The sequence below is a fragment of the Prevotella brunnea genome, from assembly GCF_008016795.1.
Taxonomy (GTDB): domain Bacteria; phylum Bacteroidota; class Bacteroidia; order Bacteroidales; family Bacteroidaceae; genus Prevotella; species Prevotella brunnea.
This window is the reverse complement of the sequence record NZ_SDIK01000046.1, coordinates 21,631-40,844: the sequence shown is the minus strand read 5'-3', so window position 1 is coordinate 40,844 and position 19,214 is coordinate 21,631. Positions and strand designations below refer to the sequence as shown.

The following is a 19,214-nucleotide window of genomic DNA, read 5'->3' as shown; positions in this document are numbered from 1 at the left end:
GTGAATTCAGGAAAAGACAAACTCTCACCTTTTGCTCTCCAAAAGCTTACCTTTTGCAGGACAAAAGGTAAGCTTTTGACACGCAAAAGGCAAGCTTTTAAAAGCACCTCGCTAAGACCTTGAACATCTGATAGTTACAAACAGGTATAAAACGGTGATTAATCAAGCACGTTATCCTGTTTTGAAGGGCTGAAACCAACTCCATTCAGAACCATAAAATTTTACAGGAAAAAGGCTCATAGCCGAATCGCCACGAGCCCGATTAAATCCACAGTGTTGTAAACTCAAAAGAAGTTCTGCACTTACTTTCCGGATTTGAGCAAATATTCGGCTATCTGAACTGCGTTCAGTGCCGCACCTTTCCTTATTTGGTCGCCCGTAAGCCAAAGCGTGATGCCGTTTTCCGCTGCCAAGTCCTTGCGCACGCGCCCCACATAGACATCGTCTTTGCCTGCGCTTTCGAGTGGCATGGGATAGACGTAATGTTGTGGGTCATCCACAAGAGTTACGCCGGGAGCTGCTTCAAGAACCTTGCGAACCGCTTCCACTTCCAAAGGAGCTTCGGTTTCCAACCAAACGGCTTCCGAATGACTGCGAAGAGAGGAAACGCGAACGCATGTGGCTGCCGTGCGTACATCCGAATGCATGATTTTTTGTGTTTCGTAATACATCTTCATCTCTTCCTTCGTATAGTCGGTATCGGTCATCTTGTCAATTTGCGGAATGACGTTGTAAGCCAACTGATGTGGGAATTTTTCCACAGTCTTCACCTTTCCGTCCTCCACCAATTCCTTATATTGCTGTTGCAGTTCGCTCATGGCAGCCGCACCCGCTCCGGAAGCACTCTGATAGCTGCTCACGCGCACTTTTCTGATGTGGCTGAGTCGCTCGATGGGATTCAGCGCCACTACCATCATGATGGTGGTACAGTTGGGGTTGGCAATGATGCCGCGTGGATGGTTCAAAGCATCCTCCGCGTTAATCTCCGGTACCACCAATGGCACATCGGCATCCATGCGAAACTGGCTGGAATTATCGATCATCACCGCACCATACTTGGTTATGGTTTCTGCAAACTCCGCCGATGTGCTGCCGCCGGCACTGGTGAAAGCTATGTTCACATCCTTAAAGTCATCGTTGTGGCGAAGTTCTTTCACCTCGTATTCCTTACCCCTGAATGTGTATTTGCGACCTGCCGAACGTTTTGAGCCAAAAAGCACAATATCGTCGAGCGGAAAATTTCTCTCTTCCAAGATGCCGAGAAGCTCCTGCCCCACAGCTCCACTGGCTCCAACAATTGCTACTTTCATTATCCTTATCCTTTTATTAAAAACTTTTCTTTTGCAAAAATACAAAATTCCATCAACTATCAATCCTCAACCCGCATCTTTTTACTATCTTTGCAAATAATTATCAACAATAAAGATGTTCGGTATCAGCCAATACTTCCCCATCACCGACCCGACACTGATTTTCTTCATGGTGCTTTTGGTGATTCTTCTCTCGCCCATCATCATGGGCAGATTGCGCATTCCGCATATCATCGGCATGGTGCTGGCAGGCGTGCTAATAGGGGAATATGGACTGGACATTTTGACGCGCGACGCCTCGTTCGAGCTATTCGGCAGCGTGGGATTGTATTACATCATGTTCCTCGCCGGACTGGAAATGGACATGGAGGGATTAAAGAAGAACAAGGGGCGCATTTCCATCTTCGGAGTGCTCACGTTCTTCATTCCGTTTGTGCTCACTTTCCTGATGGGGATTTATCTGTTGAGGTATTCCGTCGTTTCGTCGTTGCTGCTGGGTTGCATCATGTCGTCGAGCACATTGGTGGCTTACCCCATTGTGGGCAGATACGGTTTGACGCAACACGAGAGTTCCACGCTGAGCGTGGGAGCCACGATGGTCTCTCTTCTATTGGCACTATCGAGCATGGCAATCATCGTTAATTCCGTCAAAGGAGCAAGTAGTGCGGCACTGTGGATGTGGCTCGTGCTGAAATTCGCACTGTACATTTCGGGGTTAATTTGGGGCATTCCGCGACTGACCAGATGGTTTCTGCGTCGCTATTCCGATGGCGTCATGCAGTTCATCTTCGTCCTCGCGGTCATGTTCTTCTCGGCGGCATTGTCGGCTGCCATCGGATTGGAAGGTATCTTTGGGGCTTTCTTCTCGGGACTGATTCTCAATCGGTTCATTCCGCGATTCTCCCCATTGATGAATCACATAGAGTTTACGGGCAACGCACTGTTCATCCCCTACTTCCTCATTGGAGTGGGCATGCTCATCAACGTGCGACTGCTCTTCACCGGCACCCACATCCTATGGGTGGTGCTGTGTATCGTGTTCTTCGGAACGGTGGGAAAGGCATTGGCAGCTTATCTCGCCGGACTGCTTTTCCGACTGCCGAAGGCAGTTTCCGACATGCTTTTCGGTCTGACCAGTGCGCATGCTGCAGGAGCTATTGCCATGGTGATGGTGGGGCGAAAATTGGAAATTGCACCGGGACAATTCCTTTTCAACGATGAGGTGCTCAACGGCATCGTCATCATGATACTTTTTACTTGCGTCATCTCTACCATGGTAACTGAAAACGCCGCCCGACGCCTGCGCCTCATGAGGAAAGAAGAACCGGAGATGGTGAAGACAGACAATGACGAGAAAATCTTAGTACCCGTGAAGTACCAGGAATTTGCCGATGACCTGCTCTCGCTTGCCATGATGATACGCAACCCAAAACTGAAACGCGAGATAGTTACACTCAACGTGGTATATGACGATGTGAACCTCGCGAAAAACCGCGAGGAGGGACAAGAATTGTTAAATCATCTGCGAAAAGAGGCAAGCGCGGCGAACGTGCCATTGGAAACACAGGTGCGCATAGCCGCCAACATTGCCAATGGCATCAAACACGCTTTCAAGGAATTCCAAGCATCGGAAATCGTAATGGGACTACATGCCCGACAAGAAATAACAAAAAGTTTTTGGGGACAATTCACCCAAAGTCTCTACAACGGACTGAGCCGACAAATCATCATCTCGCGCATCATGCAACCACTGAACACCATTCGGCGCATCCATGTGGCAGTACCCTCGCGCGCAGAGTTTGAACCGGGTTTCTACCGCTGGTTGGAAAGACTCTCGCGGCTCGCAGCCAACACCGAGTGCCGAATAGTGTTCCATGCCCGACGCGACACACTGCAACTCATCAGTGGCTACGTGTGCAATCGCCATCAGGGGGTGAGGGCAGAATATGCAGAGATGGAGCATTGGAACGAATTACCAAAGCTCGCCACGAAGGTGAACCAAGACCATCTGCTTGCCATCATTACCGCGCGAAAAGGAACCATCTCCTACAAAACGGCAATGGAACGTTTGCCGGATGAAATCAACCGATTCTTCAAGCAAAGAACCATCATGATTGTTTTTCCGGATCAGTATGGCAACCGCATGGAAGGAATGACGTTCGCACAGCCTCAACACACGGAGGAACAGAGCGCATATAACATCTTCCGGAAATGGATTGGAAAGAAAATAAGAAGATTATGATAGATATACAAGGAATTACAAAGAGCTTTGGGGCACTGAAAGTGCTGAAAGGCATCGACTTGCACATTGACAAAGGTGAGGTGGTGAGCATCGTCGGACCTTCGGGCGCGGGAAAGACTACGCTGCTACAAATCATTGGTTCACTCGACAAACCGGACTCCGGGAAAGTAATCGTGGATGGAATAGAGACGAATCGTCTGTCTGCCAACAAACTGAGCGAGTTCAGAAACCGGCATTTGGGCTTTGTCTTTCAGTTCCATCAGCTGCTACCTGAGTTTACAGCCGTTGAGAATATCATGATTCCGGCTTACATTGCCGGGACAAAAACCAAAGAGGCACGATCGAGAGCAGAGGAGTTGCTGGAGTTCATGGGACTCACCAACCGTGCCACCCACAAGCCCAACGAATTGTCAGGTGGAGAGAAACAACGCGTGGCAGTGGCGAGGGCTTTGATGAACAATCCGGCAGTCATCTTGGCTGACGAGCCATCGGGCAGTTTGGACTCAAAGAACAAGGAAGAGCTGCACCGACTCTTCTTCGAACTACGCGATAAGTTCGGACAGACGTTCGTTATCGTTACGCATGATGAGACTTTGGCACAGCTGACCGACAGAACCATCCATCTTAAAGACGGCTTAATCCTTGACAAGGAAGTGGTAACGATGGAATAAACCCCAAAAGGGAAACAATCCACTCACCTTGCATGGTAATCGAAAAAACAATAAAGAAATGTCGAAAAAAAATGAAATAAAAATAGGTGCGTACAACACGCTGACCGTAATAAAGACAGCCCTGCGCGAAGGCAATGGAGAGGCTTTCGGACTCTACCTTGACGGCGGACGCGAGGGAGAGATACTCATGCCACAGAAGTATGTTCCCGAGGGGACAGCCATTGGCGATGAGTTGCACGTATTCGTCTATCTCGACCACGAGGAACGCCCCATCGCCACCACGGAGAAACCTTTGGTGACAGTGGGCGACTTTGCCTTTTTGGAATGTTCATGGGTAAACGAGTATGGAGCTTTCCTGAATTGGGGCGTTACGAAAGATCTCTTCTGCCCGTTCCGTGAACAGAAAATGCGCATGGAGGCAGGAAGTTCTTACATCGTTCACATCCATATTGATGAGGACACCTACCGACTTGTGGCTTCGGCAAAGGTGGAACATTACTTCGAGAAAGAAGTGCCCCACTATCTCCCCGGACAGGAAGTAGAACTGCTCATCTGGCAGAAAACCGACTTAGGATTTAAAGTAATCGTGGATAACAAGTATCCTGGACTTATCTACGAAAATCAGGTATTCAGAAAGGTTCACACCGGCGACAAGATAAAGGGCTACATTGCCACCGTTCGCTCAGACGGAAAGATAGACTGCACACTCCAGCCGATGGGGCAGAAATACGCGGAGGATTTCGCAGAGGTGCTCTTGCGATACCTGAAAGAACACAACGGACAATGCGACCTTGGAGACAAGAGCGAGGCAGAAGACATCAAACGTCGATTCCAAGTGTCGAAGAAAGTGTACAAGAAGGCGATTGGCGACCTGTACAAACGCCGACTCATCAGTGTGAAACCATTGGCAATAAAACTGGTGGACAAATAATCGCCATGCAGAACCAATTTTCCAGAACAGAACTATTATTAGGCTCTGCGGCAATGCAGACACTACGCAACAGCCATGTCATCGTTTTTGGAGTGGGGGGTGTCGGTGGTTACGTGTCGGAGGTATTGGCGCGCAGCGGAGTGGGAAATATCGACATCGTGGACGATGACTTTGTGGCACTCTCCAACATCAACCGGCAAATCATTGCCACACATTCTTCCATGGGAAAAGCCAAAGTGGATGTGGCTGAGAAACGCATCAAGGACATCTTTCCGGAATGTAACGTCCGCAAATTTCAAACTTTTTACCTTCCGGAGACAGCCGAACAATTCGACTTTTCCTCTTACGACTACGTGGTGGACTGCATCGACACAGTAGTTGCAAAGCTCGACCTCATCACTCGTTGCCATCAACTGAACATTCCGATGATTAGTTCCATGGGAGCTGCCTTTAAGCTCGATGCCACGCAGTTTCGTGTTACCGATCTTTTCAAGACCATCAACGACCCCATTGCCAAAGTACTGCGCAAGAAACTGCGTAAAACCAACATACGCAACGTGAAAGTGGTGTATAGTCCGGAGGAACCTCTGCCAAGCGTCGGGGCAGAACAGGCGGAAGATAACACCGAAGAACCCACAGGAATAGCCCACAAAAAGCGCGCCACACCGGCCTCCAACGCGTGGGTTCCTGCCGCAGCCGGTCTGATTGTGGGTGGCGAGGTGGTAAAAGACCTTTGTATCAAGGCAAACACCTTGCGCACCAATTCGCAAAGATAGGCATCAATATCACTTGATGGTGATGCGCCAATATGCATTGAGGGTGCAAGTTCCGATTCGACTTGCACCCTCAATGATTACACATGGCAACAGGGGCTTCGTTATTGCGCCATCGCGGCTTTGATGCTCTCCACGATATAACGCACATCATCATCCGTAACATACGGACCTGCCGGCAAGCAGAAGCCCACCTTGAAGAGCGATTCTTCAATGCCATTCGTATAGACAGGCGCTTTCGCATAGACCGGTTGTTTGTGCATCGGCTTCCAAAGCGGACGGCACTCCACCTTCTTATCAAGCATGAACACGCGCAGAGCCTCGATATTCGCATTGGGTTGGCAGTCGGTAGTAGCAGTATCAACGGCATGAATAACGCCGGCAGCTCCGCCTACGGCCGTCCTCACCACTTCACGATAAGCATTCTCCTGACCCTTAATCTTCACGTCCGCATCCATCGTTGCAGCACAAAGCCAGAAATTCGCATCATAACGCGAATCGGCAGGTTGCTTGTGCATCCTTACACCCGGAACGTCTTTAAGCAGTTTCTCATAGAGAGTCTGTACATGCTTGTGGTGAACAATATGATTGTTCACCACCTTCATCTGTCCGCGTCCGATACCGGCGCAGACATTTGACAACCGATAATTATATCCTATGGCGGTGTGCTGATAATATGGGTAGGCATCGCGAGCCTGCGTGGCATACCACATCACCTCATCGGCATCTTCGGCATCGCGACAAATCAAGGCACCGCCTCCCGAAGTGGTAATCATCTTGTTACCATTGAATGACAACACGCCATACTTTCCGAAAGTGCCTAACACCTGTCCGTCGAAGCGAGAGCCTAACCCCTCGGCGGCATCCTCCACCACAGGAATGCCATACTTATCGGCAATCGTCATAATCTCGTCTATTCTGTAGGGCATACCGTAGAGCGCGACCGGCACAATGGCTTTCGGATAACGCCCCGTCTTTTCTTTTCTGTCGATGATGGCTTTCTCCAACAGTTGCGGATCCATGTTCCATGTCTCACTCTCCGATCCCACAAACACCGGCGTAGCCCCGAGATAGGTAATCGGATGCGAAGAGGCACAGAACGTAAACGACTGCACCAACACTTCGTCGCCCGGTTTCACGCCACAGCCTATCAATGCCAAATGCACGGCCGCCGTACCGGCAGAAAGGCACACCACTCTTCGGTCGAGCCTTTCTTCACCATTTCCTTTCTCGTTCACGAACGCCTCCAAGTCTTTCTCGAAAGCATTTACATTAGGTCCCATCGGCACCACCCAATTGGTGTCAAAAGCCTCTTTTACATATTTCTGTTCCCATCCCTCCTCACTCATGTGAGCCAGACAGAGATATATCATTTTCCGTTCGTCTGACATAATTTGTTTACTAAATTACTTTCCGTAATGATTACAATATTATAACAAAGAGTAGCTATCTGACAATAACTCCTTCTTCCGAGTGATTACTACATCATCATACATCAGCATAATAATATCCTCATCGTATTCACCTATGATCGATTTGTTTTCAATGCCATGAATATTGTTAAGAATAAGTTTTATGAAATCAACGCCAGCACCATAAGCATGTAAATAAGCACCACCGAAGCGTGGATTTATTTCAGAAAGATAATATTTACCATCTTTAATAAAGAAATCCATATCACAAGGACCATTTAATTCCAAAACAGAACAAACTTGTTTGATAAAATCAAAGAGTTTCTGATCCCTGAAAGATATGGTTTTGCTTGCGCCTCCTATTCTACTTTCAATTTTCTTTTTACAGAACACAGAAACAGCCTTATGGCTTATACAATCAATATAAACATCAGCATCGCAATCTCCTTCGGTCATAAGCTCTTGAACGATATATCTAAAGTTTCCATCACGAAATTTCTTTTCTGCGGTCTCTAAGTCCTCAACCACACCAATCCCTATGCTTCCACTTCCAGATATTGGCTTCATGAATACCGGAAACGAGATTTCTCCTTTTTCAAGACCCTCTTTTAATCCTTCAATTGAATCATAAGTAAGCACCGTTCTTATACCCTTGGAACGAAGATATTTAAACATTTCGTACTTGTTAAAACACAAATGTGCAGTCCAATCTGCAGGACAAAGGGGCAAAATCCCTTTTTTGAGCAATTCTTTACGATGTGAAGACAAAATTTCAATTTCAGGATCTATAAGTGTGGTTATCGCCTTCACATTATTCTTCTCACAAATACTTAATATAGTGCTGAAATAATTAGGGTCATCAATACTTGGAACCAAATAAGTTTCATCAGCATGGAAGAGAGCTGGCGCAACCGGACTTAAATCGACTGCTATAATTTTACCACAACCATTCATGGATTTTCTAAAATCCATTAACAATTTGGCACGACGCCCTACACTACAAAATAAAATATTATCCATAAATATATAGGATTATTGGTTTTTTATTAGTCTTAATTTGTCCCATCAAAGCTATCCATCGTAGCCGATTTACCGGTAGTCGTATTGACACCCTCACGAAACAACACCTTTTTGATCGTTATAAATATTACCTTGAGATCTGTTAATAAAGAACAATGATCAACATACCACACATCGAGTTTAAACTTCTCTGTCCATGAAATTGAATTCCTTCCGTGACACTGTGCCCAACCGGAAATTCCGGGACGAACCTCATGACGTCTCATCTGTTGCTTACTATATAATGGGAGATATTTTACGAGTAATGGTCGTGGACCTATCAAAGCCATATCGCCTATCAAAACATTAATAAGCTGTGGCAATTCATCTATTGAAGTTGATCTTACGAACATACCAACTTTTGTTAAACGTTTGGCATCTGGCAACAATTCTCCGCTTTCATCTCTTTCATCTGTCATCGTCTTGAACTTAATCACCTTGAATATCTTCTCATTCTTCCCCGGTCGTTCTTGAAGAAAGAAAGCACCGGCACCTTTATTAGCGAAATGCAGCCAAATGGTTACTATCAAAAGCACCGGACTAAGCACGATTAACGCCACCAAAGAAATCCAAAAGTCGAAGAAGCGTTTAAAGAAATGTTTGTACATAGAAAATTTTATCAAATATAAGGGTTATGCAAGATGCTTCAAGATGGTATTATAAGTATGATCAACGGTATAATTATCGAGATAAAAGCGATAGGCATTATCGCCCATTTCACTTAAATCGGCTCGCAACAGCTCATCGACAGCACACGTAAACGCATTGACATCGTTGCTTTCACAAAACATGCCATAACCATTCTTAACAGCCAACTTTCCCATGTCGCAATTCGGGTCCGTACAAGCAAGAATGGGTTTACGTTCCATGAGATAAGGTAGCAACCGACTCGGATAATTTGGAATGGTGAAACGATGGTCTAAGAATATCATACCGATGTCGCACGAATCCACCAACCTGTCATAATCCGCTTTGGGCAGCCTTTTGAAGAGGCTGACAGCTTCGGGTTTATTCGCATTATACCATGTCTCAAGCAACGGATAATCATAACCGTTCCCAACTATCAAGAAGTGGCAATCCTTACGATGCTTGTTCGCTTCCATGCATTCTATCAAGAAAGGAATGCCTTGCGGTTTACCCATATTCCCTCCGTAAATGAATATGGGCTTGTCGATTGGTAAATCATATTTAGCCCTGACGGAACGCTTCACCTCTTCTCGCTGAGGGACACTTTCTTTAGAGGTCAGGGGAGCAGAGGGGATGTCATAGGAATTCGGACAAATCTCCACCTTCATGGCATCAACTTCCGGATTGTGTTTAAGCACATATGCGACGTTAGCCGGACTCATGCAGCCTATCCAATCGGAAATGCGATAAAATTCCTTTTCTTTTTCACGGAAGAAGCGATAGAGCAAGCCCCTCAATCCGGTCTTTCGCAACATGCCCAAATCTACCGCATTCTGCGGAAAGATGTCTTTCAACATCAGATAGGTCATTGCCGCGGGGTTATGTCTCTTCGCCCACCTAACAACCTTGGTTAAGGTAATGGGAGGAGTGGAATAGAGAATAAGGTCGAATTTCACATGACCGAAGAACTTCTTCAACGCTCTCTTAAACTGACGTTCCAAGAGCACCTGTCCAAGTCCTTTTTCAAGCACATTGGTCTTCTGCACATTCAAGGTTTTTACGCCCAGCGCGTGGTAAAGCCCTTCTTCATTCAGTGTGGTTCCCAATCCCGTTCTTCTCTCGTTGGGATAAATCACATAGACCTGATGATTGTCTTTCATAAATCTACGCAACAAATCCGTATATATCCCTCTGACATTCACATCCCGAAAACCGGAACCCATTGTTAGAAACAGTATGTTCATTTATTTAAGTCTAAGCCAAACACAAAAAATATCCACATAGACGTGCTACCATCAATCTGTTATGGATTTATACCTTTTCAAATGACTCCACGTCAAAGTAACAAATGTCATCAATAAATCATCATTATATATCATCTTATGCTTCCAACGATTGTTCCACCAACGATTGAACTTGAACAGAAGAATGGGAAACATACCCTTTTCGGGCTTCTTTTTGTCAAATTCCGGATGAAAAATATCCATGAGAATTCTTTGCTCGATATTTTCTCTCCTCTCAATAGTCGGAAACGATTCTTCCGAAAATCCCAAATGGTTCACACAAATTGCATTAATCCGATTGAAGAATTTATACAAGCCTATTTCCTTTAAGAAGTTTATTGTTGAAAGCCAATCCACTTCGGCATGGTGGGCACGCATGAAAAATCCCCAATCAAGCACTTGACGCAGGCTTAATCTCTCTCCGGAGAAATGTTGTCCCATATGGCGCATTAGGAAAATAGCGTTAAAATCAGCGGAGGGAAGATAAATTTTGGCGTCTTCCATTTTCATTTCTATTTCCATGTTGCCCTTCTCCGCAAGTTTTTTAAGTCGAGTCTCTATCTTCGGGGCATCTCGATGTGCTTTTGTGTTGATAAAGTCGTAGTGATTTTCCACAAGAATTCCGTTAAAGTTGAATAAGGTGTGGTGTTCATGCCCTCGGTCAATCTTGATGCCACATTCCTTTTCCACTAAAGCGTCAGCCTCTTGCCATCTTCCATAATGATAAACATCCATGTCGCCAACGGAACGATGATTGGGGACAGGCCAATCCAACGATAATCCATAGCCTTTCAACACCATCATCTTTATGGCGACCTTCGCATAGAGTCGCGACAAGTTGGCTATTTCCTTTCTGTGTTTGGCATACATCCGTTCATGAATGACCACTTGTCCAAACCATTGGAGGCGTCGCAGTCTGTCCGCAGAGTTCTCTTCATCGAAAAGTCTGCACTCCGGATGGGCGGAAAGGTATTGCTGCAAGCCATCAATTATCAGGATGGAAATTCCTTGTAAATTGGATAATCTGATGAGTTGTTCCCAATTGATGTTATCATCCAACTTAAAAGTTTCCGTCCCATTTACCATATACTTGATGAGTGCCAACAAGGTCTGTTCCGTTTTTGTCATATAGCTCTTCCGAAATGATATACTCTTATCCAATAGTATTCTCTATAAATTCCCCTCTATTCATACAAAGCTTACCTTTTGGCTTTTCAAAAGCTTACCTTTTGCAATGCAAAAGGTCATGAATTGGAGTGCAAAAGCTTAGCTTTTAAAATCGCATCAATATCATGCTGATTATCAACGAATTACAAAGTGCGTTTTTAATGCTGTTTTTGTCATGTAATTTCGTGGTGATAAGCGGGTCGGATGTTCGGTATCAAGAAACTTTTTGCCACACCTGAATACGAATTGGAGACATAAGAAGGTATGTAGTGTTCGGCATTGGAATAAAAAAGTGTCAAATCTCATGATTTGATGCAGCGTTGCGTTAGGTTTCAAAAGTAATTTAGGGCACTATTGCCCCCCTTGCTCGCAAACTATTTCAAGTCTGTCGGGGAACTCAGAATTTTCTCCATACCATCTTATTCACTATTCCCACATAACTTTGCACAATTTTTACTACCTTGGTAGAAACATTCTCATCCACATAATCCGGAACAGGAATGCCATACTGCTCATCACGACAAAGTGTTACTGCCGTGTCCACAGCTTGCAAAAGATTTTTCTCATCGATGCCGGCAATAATGAAATTTCCTTTGTCGATTGCTTCCGGGCGTTCGGTCGAGGTACGGATGCAGATGGCGGGGAATGGATGACCGACACTTGTAAAGAAGCTGCTTTCTTCAGGGAGAGTTCCCGAATCGGACACCACGGCGAAGGCGTTCATCTGAAGACAATTGTAGTCGTGGAAACCAAGCGGTTCGTGTTGAATGACACGCGCATCGAGCCGGAAACCACTTGCTGCAAGACGTTTGCGACTGCGCGGATGACAGCTGTAGAGAATAGGCATGTCATACTTTTCTGCCATTTTGTTGATGGCATTGAAAAGAGACAGGAAGTTCTTTTCCGTATCGATGTTTTCTTCGCGATGAGCGGACAAAAGGATGTATTTTCCTTTTTCCAAGCCAAGTCGCTGATGAACATCGCTCGCCTCTATGTCGGAAAGGTTATTACGAAGCACCTCCGCCATTGGCGACCCCGTAACGTAGGTGCGCTCTTTCGGCAAGCCACAATCGGCAAGATAGCGACGCGCATGTTCGGAATAAGCCATGTTCACATCGCTGATGATATCAACGATACGACGATTGGTTTCCTCCGGCAAACATTCATCCTTGCAACGATTGCCTGCCTCCATGTGGAAGATGGGAATATGCAAACGTTTTGCCCCTATCACGGAAAGACAGCTATTGGTATCGCCCAAGACGAGTACTGCATCGGGCCGAATCTGCGCGAAAAGTTTGTAGGAGCAGTTGATGATGTTACCACACGTGGCACCAAGGTCATCGCCAACAGCATCCATGTAAACTTCCGGTTCTGTCAATTTCAAGTCCCTGAAGAAAATACCATTTAGATTATAGTCATAGTTTTGTCCGGTGTGGGCAAGAATCACGTCAAAATACTTACGGCATTTATCTATAACGGCAGCAAGACGAATAATCTCAGGTCGAGTGCCGACAACAATAACCAACTTTAATTTGCCATTTTCCTTGAACGTAATATCCGAATAATCAAGTTTGGGTTGCTTTGCCATTTTTACAGCTTTCATTTTTGTTCTACTTTGTCAAAATAAGTGTCGGGCTTGTCGGGATTAAAAATCTCATTGCAATACATCACCGTTACCAAGTCTTTCGTTTCTGAAAGATTAATAATGTTATGCGTGTAACCGGGAAGCATGATGACCGATTGAATTTTATCACCGCTTACCTCGTAATTCAACACTTCGTCCGTTCCCTCTTTGCGAAGTTGTATCAAACCATGACCACTAACTACGATGAATTGTTCCCATTTAGTATTGTGCCAGTGTTCACCTTTGGTAATTCCCGGTTTTGATATATTAATGCTCACTTGACCGCAATTCAACGTATGCACAAGTTCGGTGAACGAACCACGATGATCCACATTCATCTTCAAATCGAAGATTGCTTTTTCCTTTGGCAAATAAGACAAAAAAGTGCTATACAACCGCTTGGCAAAGGAATCTGCAGGTATTTCCGGAATCAACAACGTCTTGGGCATCTCGGAGAATTGATGAAGCAAATCGACAATCTCTCCCAACGTAACCTTATGGGTAACCGGACAATAACAATATCTGCCTTCTTTCGATGATAGTACTTCAAGGCCATCAAATTCGCAACGATGCTCCTCTCCTTTTATTGCCCGAATCATTTCATCCACGAGATCATCTATGTAAAGCAGTTCCAATTCAACAGTGGGATCATTCACTTTTATTGGCAAGTCATTGGCAATATTGTTACAAAAAGTAGCGACAGCACTATTGTAATTGGGGCGACACCACTTTCCATAGAGATTTGGGAAACGATATACAAGAACCTTGGTTCCGGTCTCTTGTCCATAAGTCAAAAAAAGGTCTTCACCCGCTTTCTTGCTTCGCCCATATTCGCTATTTCCAAACCTCCCCGTCAGAGACGCCTGTTGAGAACTTGCCAACATGACCGGACAGGTGTTATGATGTCGCTTCAGCGTTTCGAGCAAGGTAGAAGCGAAACCAAAGTTACCTTTCATAAACTCTTCATCGCTCTTCGGACGATTGACACCGGCAAGATTGAACACAAAATCACATTCTTCACACCACCTGTCTAAATCATCCTGCGTTGAATCAAGGTCGTACTCGAAAACATCTCCTATCTTCAAGTCGCCATAGCAACGCGCCTTCCCCTCTTTTATATTTTTAAGTTGTGCACAAAGGTTCTTCCCAACAAAACCCTTTGCACCGGTAACAAGAATCTGCATAACTTTTATCTATTTTTCACATTTTCCCATTTCAGAGTAATAACAGTATCAATTTACAGAACACCAAACATCATAAATTCTTATGGTTTATCTATCCATAAGGCATTCAACTTCTGCCATATCTTAGAAATTGAATATTCATCATTCACCCTCTTCTTCGCTTTCTCTCCCATCCTTGCCGCATCTATAGTATTATCTAACATATAGCAAATGGATTCTCTCAATTTATTTATATCTTTCGCTGGTACACATATACCACATTCGCAATCTGTATTAATATTCAACATTTCCGGAATAGCCCCAACCGAAGTTGCTATTATAGAGCAACCGCACGACATACTTTCAATGATTACATTGGGAAAGCCTTCTGAATAGGAGGGCAACACGAACACAGATGAAGACATCATTTCTTTGATAACAACATCAAAAGGTTTTGACCCACATATTACCAATTTGTTTTTATCAATCATGCTTTTAAGTTTATCCACAACTTGCACATTGGGTATAGGACCGATAAAATACACCATGACATTATCTATCAAATTACAAGCTTGTGCCAATTCAAAAATTCCTTTGGTTTCCAGCATTTGCCCTACAAAAACAATTTTCCTTGGTATACGCTTAATAGCTTCATTCTGTTTTATACATTCTTGTGTTTCTATTGAAAGAGGATTAGGAATGTATACTATATTTTTATACCCGTTTTGTTGTAAAGTTGAAAACGAAGCCATATCCATCACTACCACCTGATCGGAAAGGCTTATGACTTTTTTAATAAGCTTTTGTTCCCAATTAGAATTTAAGAATATTTGCGGAATGCGCCCAAAATGGAAATGTACCAGACATCTAACCCCATGACGCTTTGCCATCCGTATTATAATCAGATCTTTCAATAGCCCTATCGATGCACTGCTGCATATATGCACCACATCTATACTTTTCCTACTCAGCCTTTCTCTGACTTTTCTTATTAGGGGCAAATAATTGTGTATGCCCATTCTTATTCTACTGAAGAGATTATCACCTCCCAAAGGAGTCTGGGTATCTTCGTTATAGCATGGAATAAGTTCTATGTCATTTGAGTCTATTTGGTTATAGTAATTCCATATATTCGCAGTCCATTTGGCAATACCACCAACAACGCTGCTCGAAAAAGGTGAAACAAATAAAATTCGTATTTTATTATGAACCATATCGCAATTAGTACAGATCTTTTAAAAATTCACGACTATAACGTTGTTCCTCCGGATATAGCCTCCGCTCGTGTTCAAGAATATCATCTATGGTCCAATTCATTTTTATTTTCTTTGCAGGAACTCCGCCTACGAGAGAATAAGGCTGCACGTCCTTGTTAACCACTGCTCCTGCGGCAACCGTTGCTCCACGCCCAATATGTACACCAGCCAAAATTGTTACATTACACCCTATCCACACGTCGTGATCGATAATAACATCCTTATCATAACCTTTAGGTTTATTACTTTCGTTAATATCTGTTATCCACTTCCCACAAATTCGAGCGTGATTACCGGTATGTATGGTGAAATTCTCTGCTATTGCGCAATTTCCTTTAATAATTACGTTTGCATTTGGTGTTGAAATTGAACAATTAGAACCGATACTAACATTATCATAAATATAACAATTCGGAGCAGTAACAGATATTGGAGGGGTAATTGTTACGTTTTCTCCAATAAAGCCAAAAGACGTCTTTCTTATGCCTAAATAATTGTGGAGAAGCATGTATAAACCACGGATAAAGAGATTGTTTTTTATTGACTTGGCGATATTCATTATTCCATCAATTCTAAATAGTTATCAACAAATCTTTGAGGGGTTAGTTTCTCAATAGCGATTTTCCTACTATTCGCACAATAATAATTATAAGTGCTATCATCTATAGAAAGAAGTTCTATAACGGCATTAGCCATACTTTCTGCAGACTCCGGATTAAACAGAACTCCATTAATACCTTGCTTCACGTAAATCGGATTATCACAAACATTGCTGCAAGCGATGGGTAAGCCACATGCCATTGCTTCACAAATAACATTGGGAGTACCCTCATAAAATGATGGTAACACAAAAAAGTCCGCATCTTGATATTTATCCTTAATGGATTTAGTCTTATCCAAGAGTTCTATCTCTGCCTCAACACCCAATTCTTTTATCAAAGCAATGCAATCATTGAAATAAGCAATATTGCTATCTACTTTTCCATACCAACTTACATGGAATTTTGCACCTTTGTCCTTCATTAATCTTACAGCCTTAATAAAAGTTAAAGTATTCTTAGGAGACCATATTGATGCCGCGATTACGATTTTAGAAATTCCATGTCGTTTATGCTGAACAGGGCAGAAATAATTGGTATCAACAAAGTTTGCTATCGTTTTTATCTTATCAACCAAGAAAGGAAAATTATCTACTATGAAATTCTTTTGCGCATATGCATTAGGAACTACATAATTAGCATATCTAAAGAGATTAAAACGTATTATTTCATTTCTTCTTATCACTTGAGTAGTATTCCTCTCAGATACTATCAATTTGAAACGGTGATTAAAGACTCTGACCAATGAAGCTATGATAGAGGGAGTCTCTAAATAAGAAATCACCCAATCAGGTCTTGTTTTCCTAATATATTTAGCGATGCAAAAAACGCGTTTGAATACGCCGTGTGAGTTCTTCAAATATACGTAAGGAACACCTGAATCCAAAAGGGTATCAACATAGAATCTGTTATCATGATAAGTCGCAACAACCACATTATGTCCCTGCTGCTTTAGCATTACAGCCAAACCTACCAATTGCCTTTGAGCCCCTCCAGGACCAAGGCTGTCTATCAACAAGAGTACTTTCATAAATCAAGCCTGAAGTCGCTAAGGAAGACAAAGCCACTACCAAAGAATGTCATATAAGTATAAAGTGATAAAAATAGCAGAATTATTAAGTTTTTAACTAAACTACTTTTTGCATATTTCACCATTATAGGAACTGTCAAAAAACTAACAGAAGTATAATACATCACCATACGGCTTGTTGGATTAAAACCAATACCGCATATTGATATGACTAACCCCATAGACAAAGAAAGAAATAACAATTTATTAATTCCTTTATTAAGAATATTTTTCTTTAAGATTAATATATATAAGAGCAATTCAATTCCTATTATGAAGCTGAGAGTGGAATTAGTCTTTATATCGCTTTCAACGTATGAAGCGTAACCTTGAAGCACTTCAGTCCCCATCTTTGCTAAAAAATATGCAAAATTGAAATATATGAATACAGCGCACGAAATAATCGTTAAGATAATTTTCTTTCTTCCATTTACGTGGTATAAGAAATACAATGGAAAAACTATTATGGTTGCCTGATGCAACATAAATGCCAAAAAGATTATCAAAAGATATTTTAAAAGTTTCTTTTCTATAATATACTTATATGATAAGAATACGACCACTATTGCTAAATGTTGCCTAATAACAAAGATTGATTGATTGAAATTGCCAACAACCAAGAATAATATTGAGAGGATAATATAAGGCGAATAGGATTTCATTACTTTTATATATCCACAAAGCCACAATAGACCATAAACAAATAAAAAGAATACAAAAGAAGAAGAAACCAATCCACATATTTTCATTAAATATCGAAAGCCTATTTCCGGGATCTTTACATAATAAAGTTCTGTTATCGGCACTTTAAGAAAGTCCACATCTATCATTTGCTTAAAACCTAAGATATAAGAATGTAAATCGGGAACACTTTGGATATCTACAAAGGTTCGCAAAAAAAGAAGAGTTGAAAAGCTTATTAGAACAAAAAACTTATTCTTACTCTTTTTAGGTTTCGGGAATGAACAAAAGAAACCTAAAATCACCAAAAAAAGAAAATTAAGAACTAAAGGATTCATATATTTTCGTTATAAGCCATTATTTTCAAGTAACTTAATTTTTATTTTTTATCGGAAGTTCTAACCAATTTCCAAAAGTGTAATCCCATTCATTAGGTGAAAAGCGCACCACGCCTGCAAAATGGAAGAAAGTGAATTCACCAAAATAAACATTATTATTAGCTTCATAAAAATCGACTCTCACGTGTGGAAAACCTTGCGATAATTTTTCTGCTAACGCCTTCATTTCCTCAAACTTAAATGGTTTGGAAGGAAGTACTTGAGACTGGGGATGACCTTGGGTTATATCAAGACTATTATAATTGCCATCAAAAAAATTAAAATATGGTTCACTTCGTGTTTGCCTTTCAGTCGCAACAAATAAAGCTCTTACTTTGCCATTGAAACAAAAAAACTTATAATCTATTAACCCCTTGGTTTCTGCATCTTCAAGATATTCTTCCGCAATAATTCTTCGTTTAACATTCTTATAAGGCCATTCACACCATTCGCGATAAATATTAGATTTCATAGCAAGAGATAACAATTTAAGGGTCTTACCTTTATCTAATTTTGCCTTATCCTTACAAATAACGACACCAGTATTTCCTCCTCCATGAGTGGTTTTAAGAACAAACTTATCAGGAAGCGAAGCAAAATCTATCAATTCAGGAAAATCCCAAACACCTAAAAGTTTAGCTACGTACTTATCTCCTATTTTATTAGCTACATATTGCTTCACTTCATATTTATCAACAAGCTGCGTATATACTGGATTTCTATTATAGATTTTCAACCATTGTAATTTTTCGTTAAAGGTCGTGGGATGGCTCCAATTCAACCAATACCCCATTCTACAACGAAATCTTAATGACAGATACAACTTATCGGAAAACAGAAATCCGAAATTCTTAATTAAAGAATCAACAAATTGCTTAGGATTACACAACAAATAGTTAATAGCTCTTCTTATTGATGGCATTTTGTAGTTATTAATAAAAGAAACCAATATGTTTTTACGGTAGGGGGA

17 protein-coding genes are annotated in these 19,214 nt (G+C 42.4%); 4 read left to right on the top strand and 13 right to left on the bottom strand.

Annotated elements, in window-relative coordinates:
* Positions 1 to 302 precede the first annotated feature (302 nt).
* Positions 303 to 1,310 (bottom strand): aspartate-semialdehyde dehydrogenase, encoded by a 1,008-nt coding sequence (locus ETF27_RS06375; protein WP_130830434.1) that lies wholly within the window; start codon positions 1,308 to 1,310, stop codon positions 303 to 305.
* A gap of 115 nt (positions 1,311 to 1,425) precedes the next feature.
* Between ETF27_RS06375 and ETF27_RS06370 the strand changes: the two genes are divergently transcribed.
* The 4 genes from ETF27_RS06370 to ETF27_RS06355 are packed head-to-tail and all read left to right on the top strand — an operon-like array spanning position 1,426 to position 5,930.
* Positions 1,426 to 3,552: a cation:proton antiporter gene (locus ETF27_RS06370; protein WP_130830442.1), complete on the top strand. Its 2,127-nt coding sequence runs from the start codon at positions 1,426 to 1,428 to the stop codon at positions 3,550 to 3,552.
* On the top strand, positions 3,549 to 4,223 hold the full coding sequence (locus tag ETF27_RS06365) for an ABC transporter ATP-binding protein (RefSeq protein ID WP_130830659.1): 675 nt from the start codon (positions 3,549 to 3,551) through the stop codon (positions 4,221 to 4,223). Before ETF27_RS06370 ends, ETF27_RS06365 begins: the two co-directional genes overlap by 4 nt.
* Positions 4,224 to 4,281: 58 nt before the next feature.
* A complete protein-coding gene (locus ETF27_RS06360) occupies positions 4,282 to 5,154 on the top strand; it encodes a CvfB family protein (protein ID WP_130830443.1) in 873 nt (290 codons plus the stop codon).
* Positions 5,155 to 5,159: 5 nt separating this feature from the next.
* A complete protein-coding gene (locus ETF27_RS06355; protein WP_130830444.1) occupies positions 5,160 to 5,930 on the top strand; it encodes a tRNA threonylcarbamoyladenosine dehydratase in 771 nt (256 codons plus the stop codon).
* Between the two features lie 101 nt (positions 5,931 to 6,031).
* Here ETF27_RS06355 and ETF27_RS06350 read toward each other — a convergent pair whose 3' ends face one another.
* The 12 genes from ETF27_RS06350 to ETF27_RS06295 form a co-directional block, all read right to left on the bottom strand.
* The gene (locus ETF27_RS06350) at positions 6,032 to 7,318 is read right to left on the bottom strand and encodes a DegT/DnrJ/EryC1/StrS family aminotransferase (protein WP_130830445.1); all 1,287 of its coding nucleotides are present in this window, start codon (positions 7,316 to 7,318) and stop codon (positions 6,032 to 6,034) included.
* Between the two features lie 39 nt (positions 7,319 to 7,357).
* A complete protein-coding gene (locus ETF27_RS06345) occupies positions 7,358 to 8,359 on the bottom strand; it encodes an ATP-grasp domain-containing protein (RefSeq protein WP_130830446.1) in 1,002 nt (333 codons plus the stop codon).
* A 32-nt stretch (positions 8,360 to 8,391) separates the two neighbouring features.
* Positions 8,392 to 9,006, bottom strand: coding sequence for a sugar transferase (locus tag ETF27_RS06340; protein WP_130830447.1), 615 nt, complete (start codon positions 9,004 to 9,006; stop codon positions 8,392 to 8,394).
* A 24-nt stretch (positions 9,007 to 9,030) separates the two neighbouring features.
* Positions 9,031 to 10,269, bottom strand: a complete 1,239-nt coding sequence (locus ETF27_RS06335) for a glycosyltransferase family 4 protein (protein ID WP_147785603.1) — start codon at positions 10,267 to 10,269, stop codon at positions 9,031 to 9,033.
* 51 nt (positions 10,270 to 10,320) lie between these two features.
* Positions 10,321 to 11,436, bottom strand: a complete 1,116-nt coding sequence (locus ETF27_RS06330) for a nucleotidyltransferase family protein (RefSeq protein WP_130830449.1) — start codon at positions 11,434 to 11,436, stop codon at positions 10,321 to 10,323.
* Between the two features lie 436 nt (positions 11,437 to 11,872).
* On the bottom strand, positions 11,873 to 13,063 hold the full coding sequence (gene wecB, locus ETF27_RS06325) for a non-hydrolyzing UDP-N-acetylglucosamine 2-epimerase (RefSeq protein ID WP_130830660.1): 1,191 nt from the start codon (positions 13,061 to 13,063) through the stop codon (positions 11,873 to 11,875).
* 11 nt (positions 13,064 to 13,074) lie between these two features.
* Complete coding sequence (locus ETF27_RS06320; protein ID WP_130830450.1) at positions 13,075 to 14,283, bottom strand: polysaccharide biosynthesis C-terminal domain-containing protein; 1,209 nt, start codon at positions 14,281 to 14,283, stop codon at positions 13,075 to 13,077.
* A gap of 80 nt (positions 14,284 to 14,363) precedes the next feature.
* A complete protein-coding gene (locus tag ETF27_RS06315; protein ID WP_130830451.1) occupies positions 14,364 to 15,476 on the bottom strand; it encodes a glycosyltransferase family 4 protein in 1,113 nt (370 codons plus the stop codon).
* A gap of 7 nt (positions 15,477 to 15,483) precedes the next feature.
* Positions 15,484 to 16,077, bottom strand: coding sequence for an acyltransferase (locus ETF27_RS06310; protein WP_130830452.1), 594 nt, complete (start codon positions 16,075 to 16,077; stop codon positions 15,484 to 15,486).
* A complete protein-coding gene (locus ETF27_RS06305) occupies positions 16,077 to 17,147 on the bottom strand; it encodes a glycosyltransferase family 4 protein (protein ID WP_130830453.1) in 1,071 nt (356 codons plus the stop codon). The genes ETF27_RS06310 and ETF27_RS06305 overlap by 1 nt, the downstream gene beginning before the upstream one ends.
* Positions 17,144 to 18,205, bottom strand: coding sequence for an EpsG family protein (locus ETF27_RS06300; protein ID WP_130830454.1), 1,062 nt, complete (start codon positions 18,203 to 18,205; stop codon positions 17,144 to 17,146). Before ETF27_RS06300 ends, ETF27_RS06305 begins: the two co-directional genes overlap by 4 nt.
* Positions 18,206 to 18,239: 34 nt before the next feature.
* A complete protein-coding gene (locus ETF27_RS06295) occupies positions 18,240 to 19,166 on the bottom strand; it encodes an ATP-grasp fold amidoligase family protein (protein WP_130830455.1) in 927 nt (308 codons plus the stop codon).
* Positions 19,167 to 19,214: the final 48 nt, after the last annotated feature.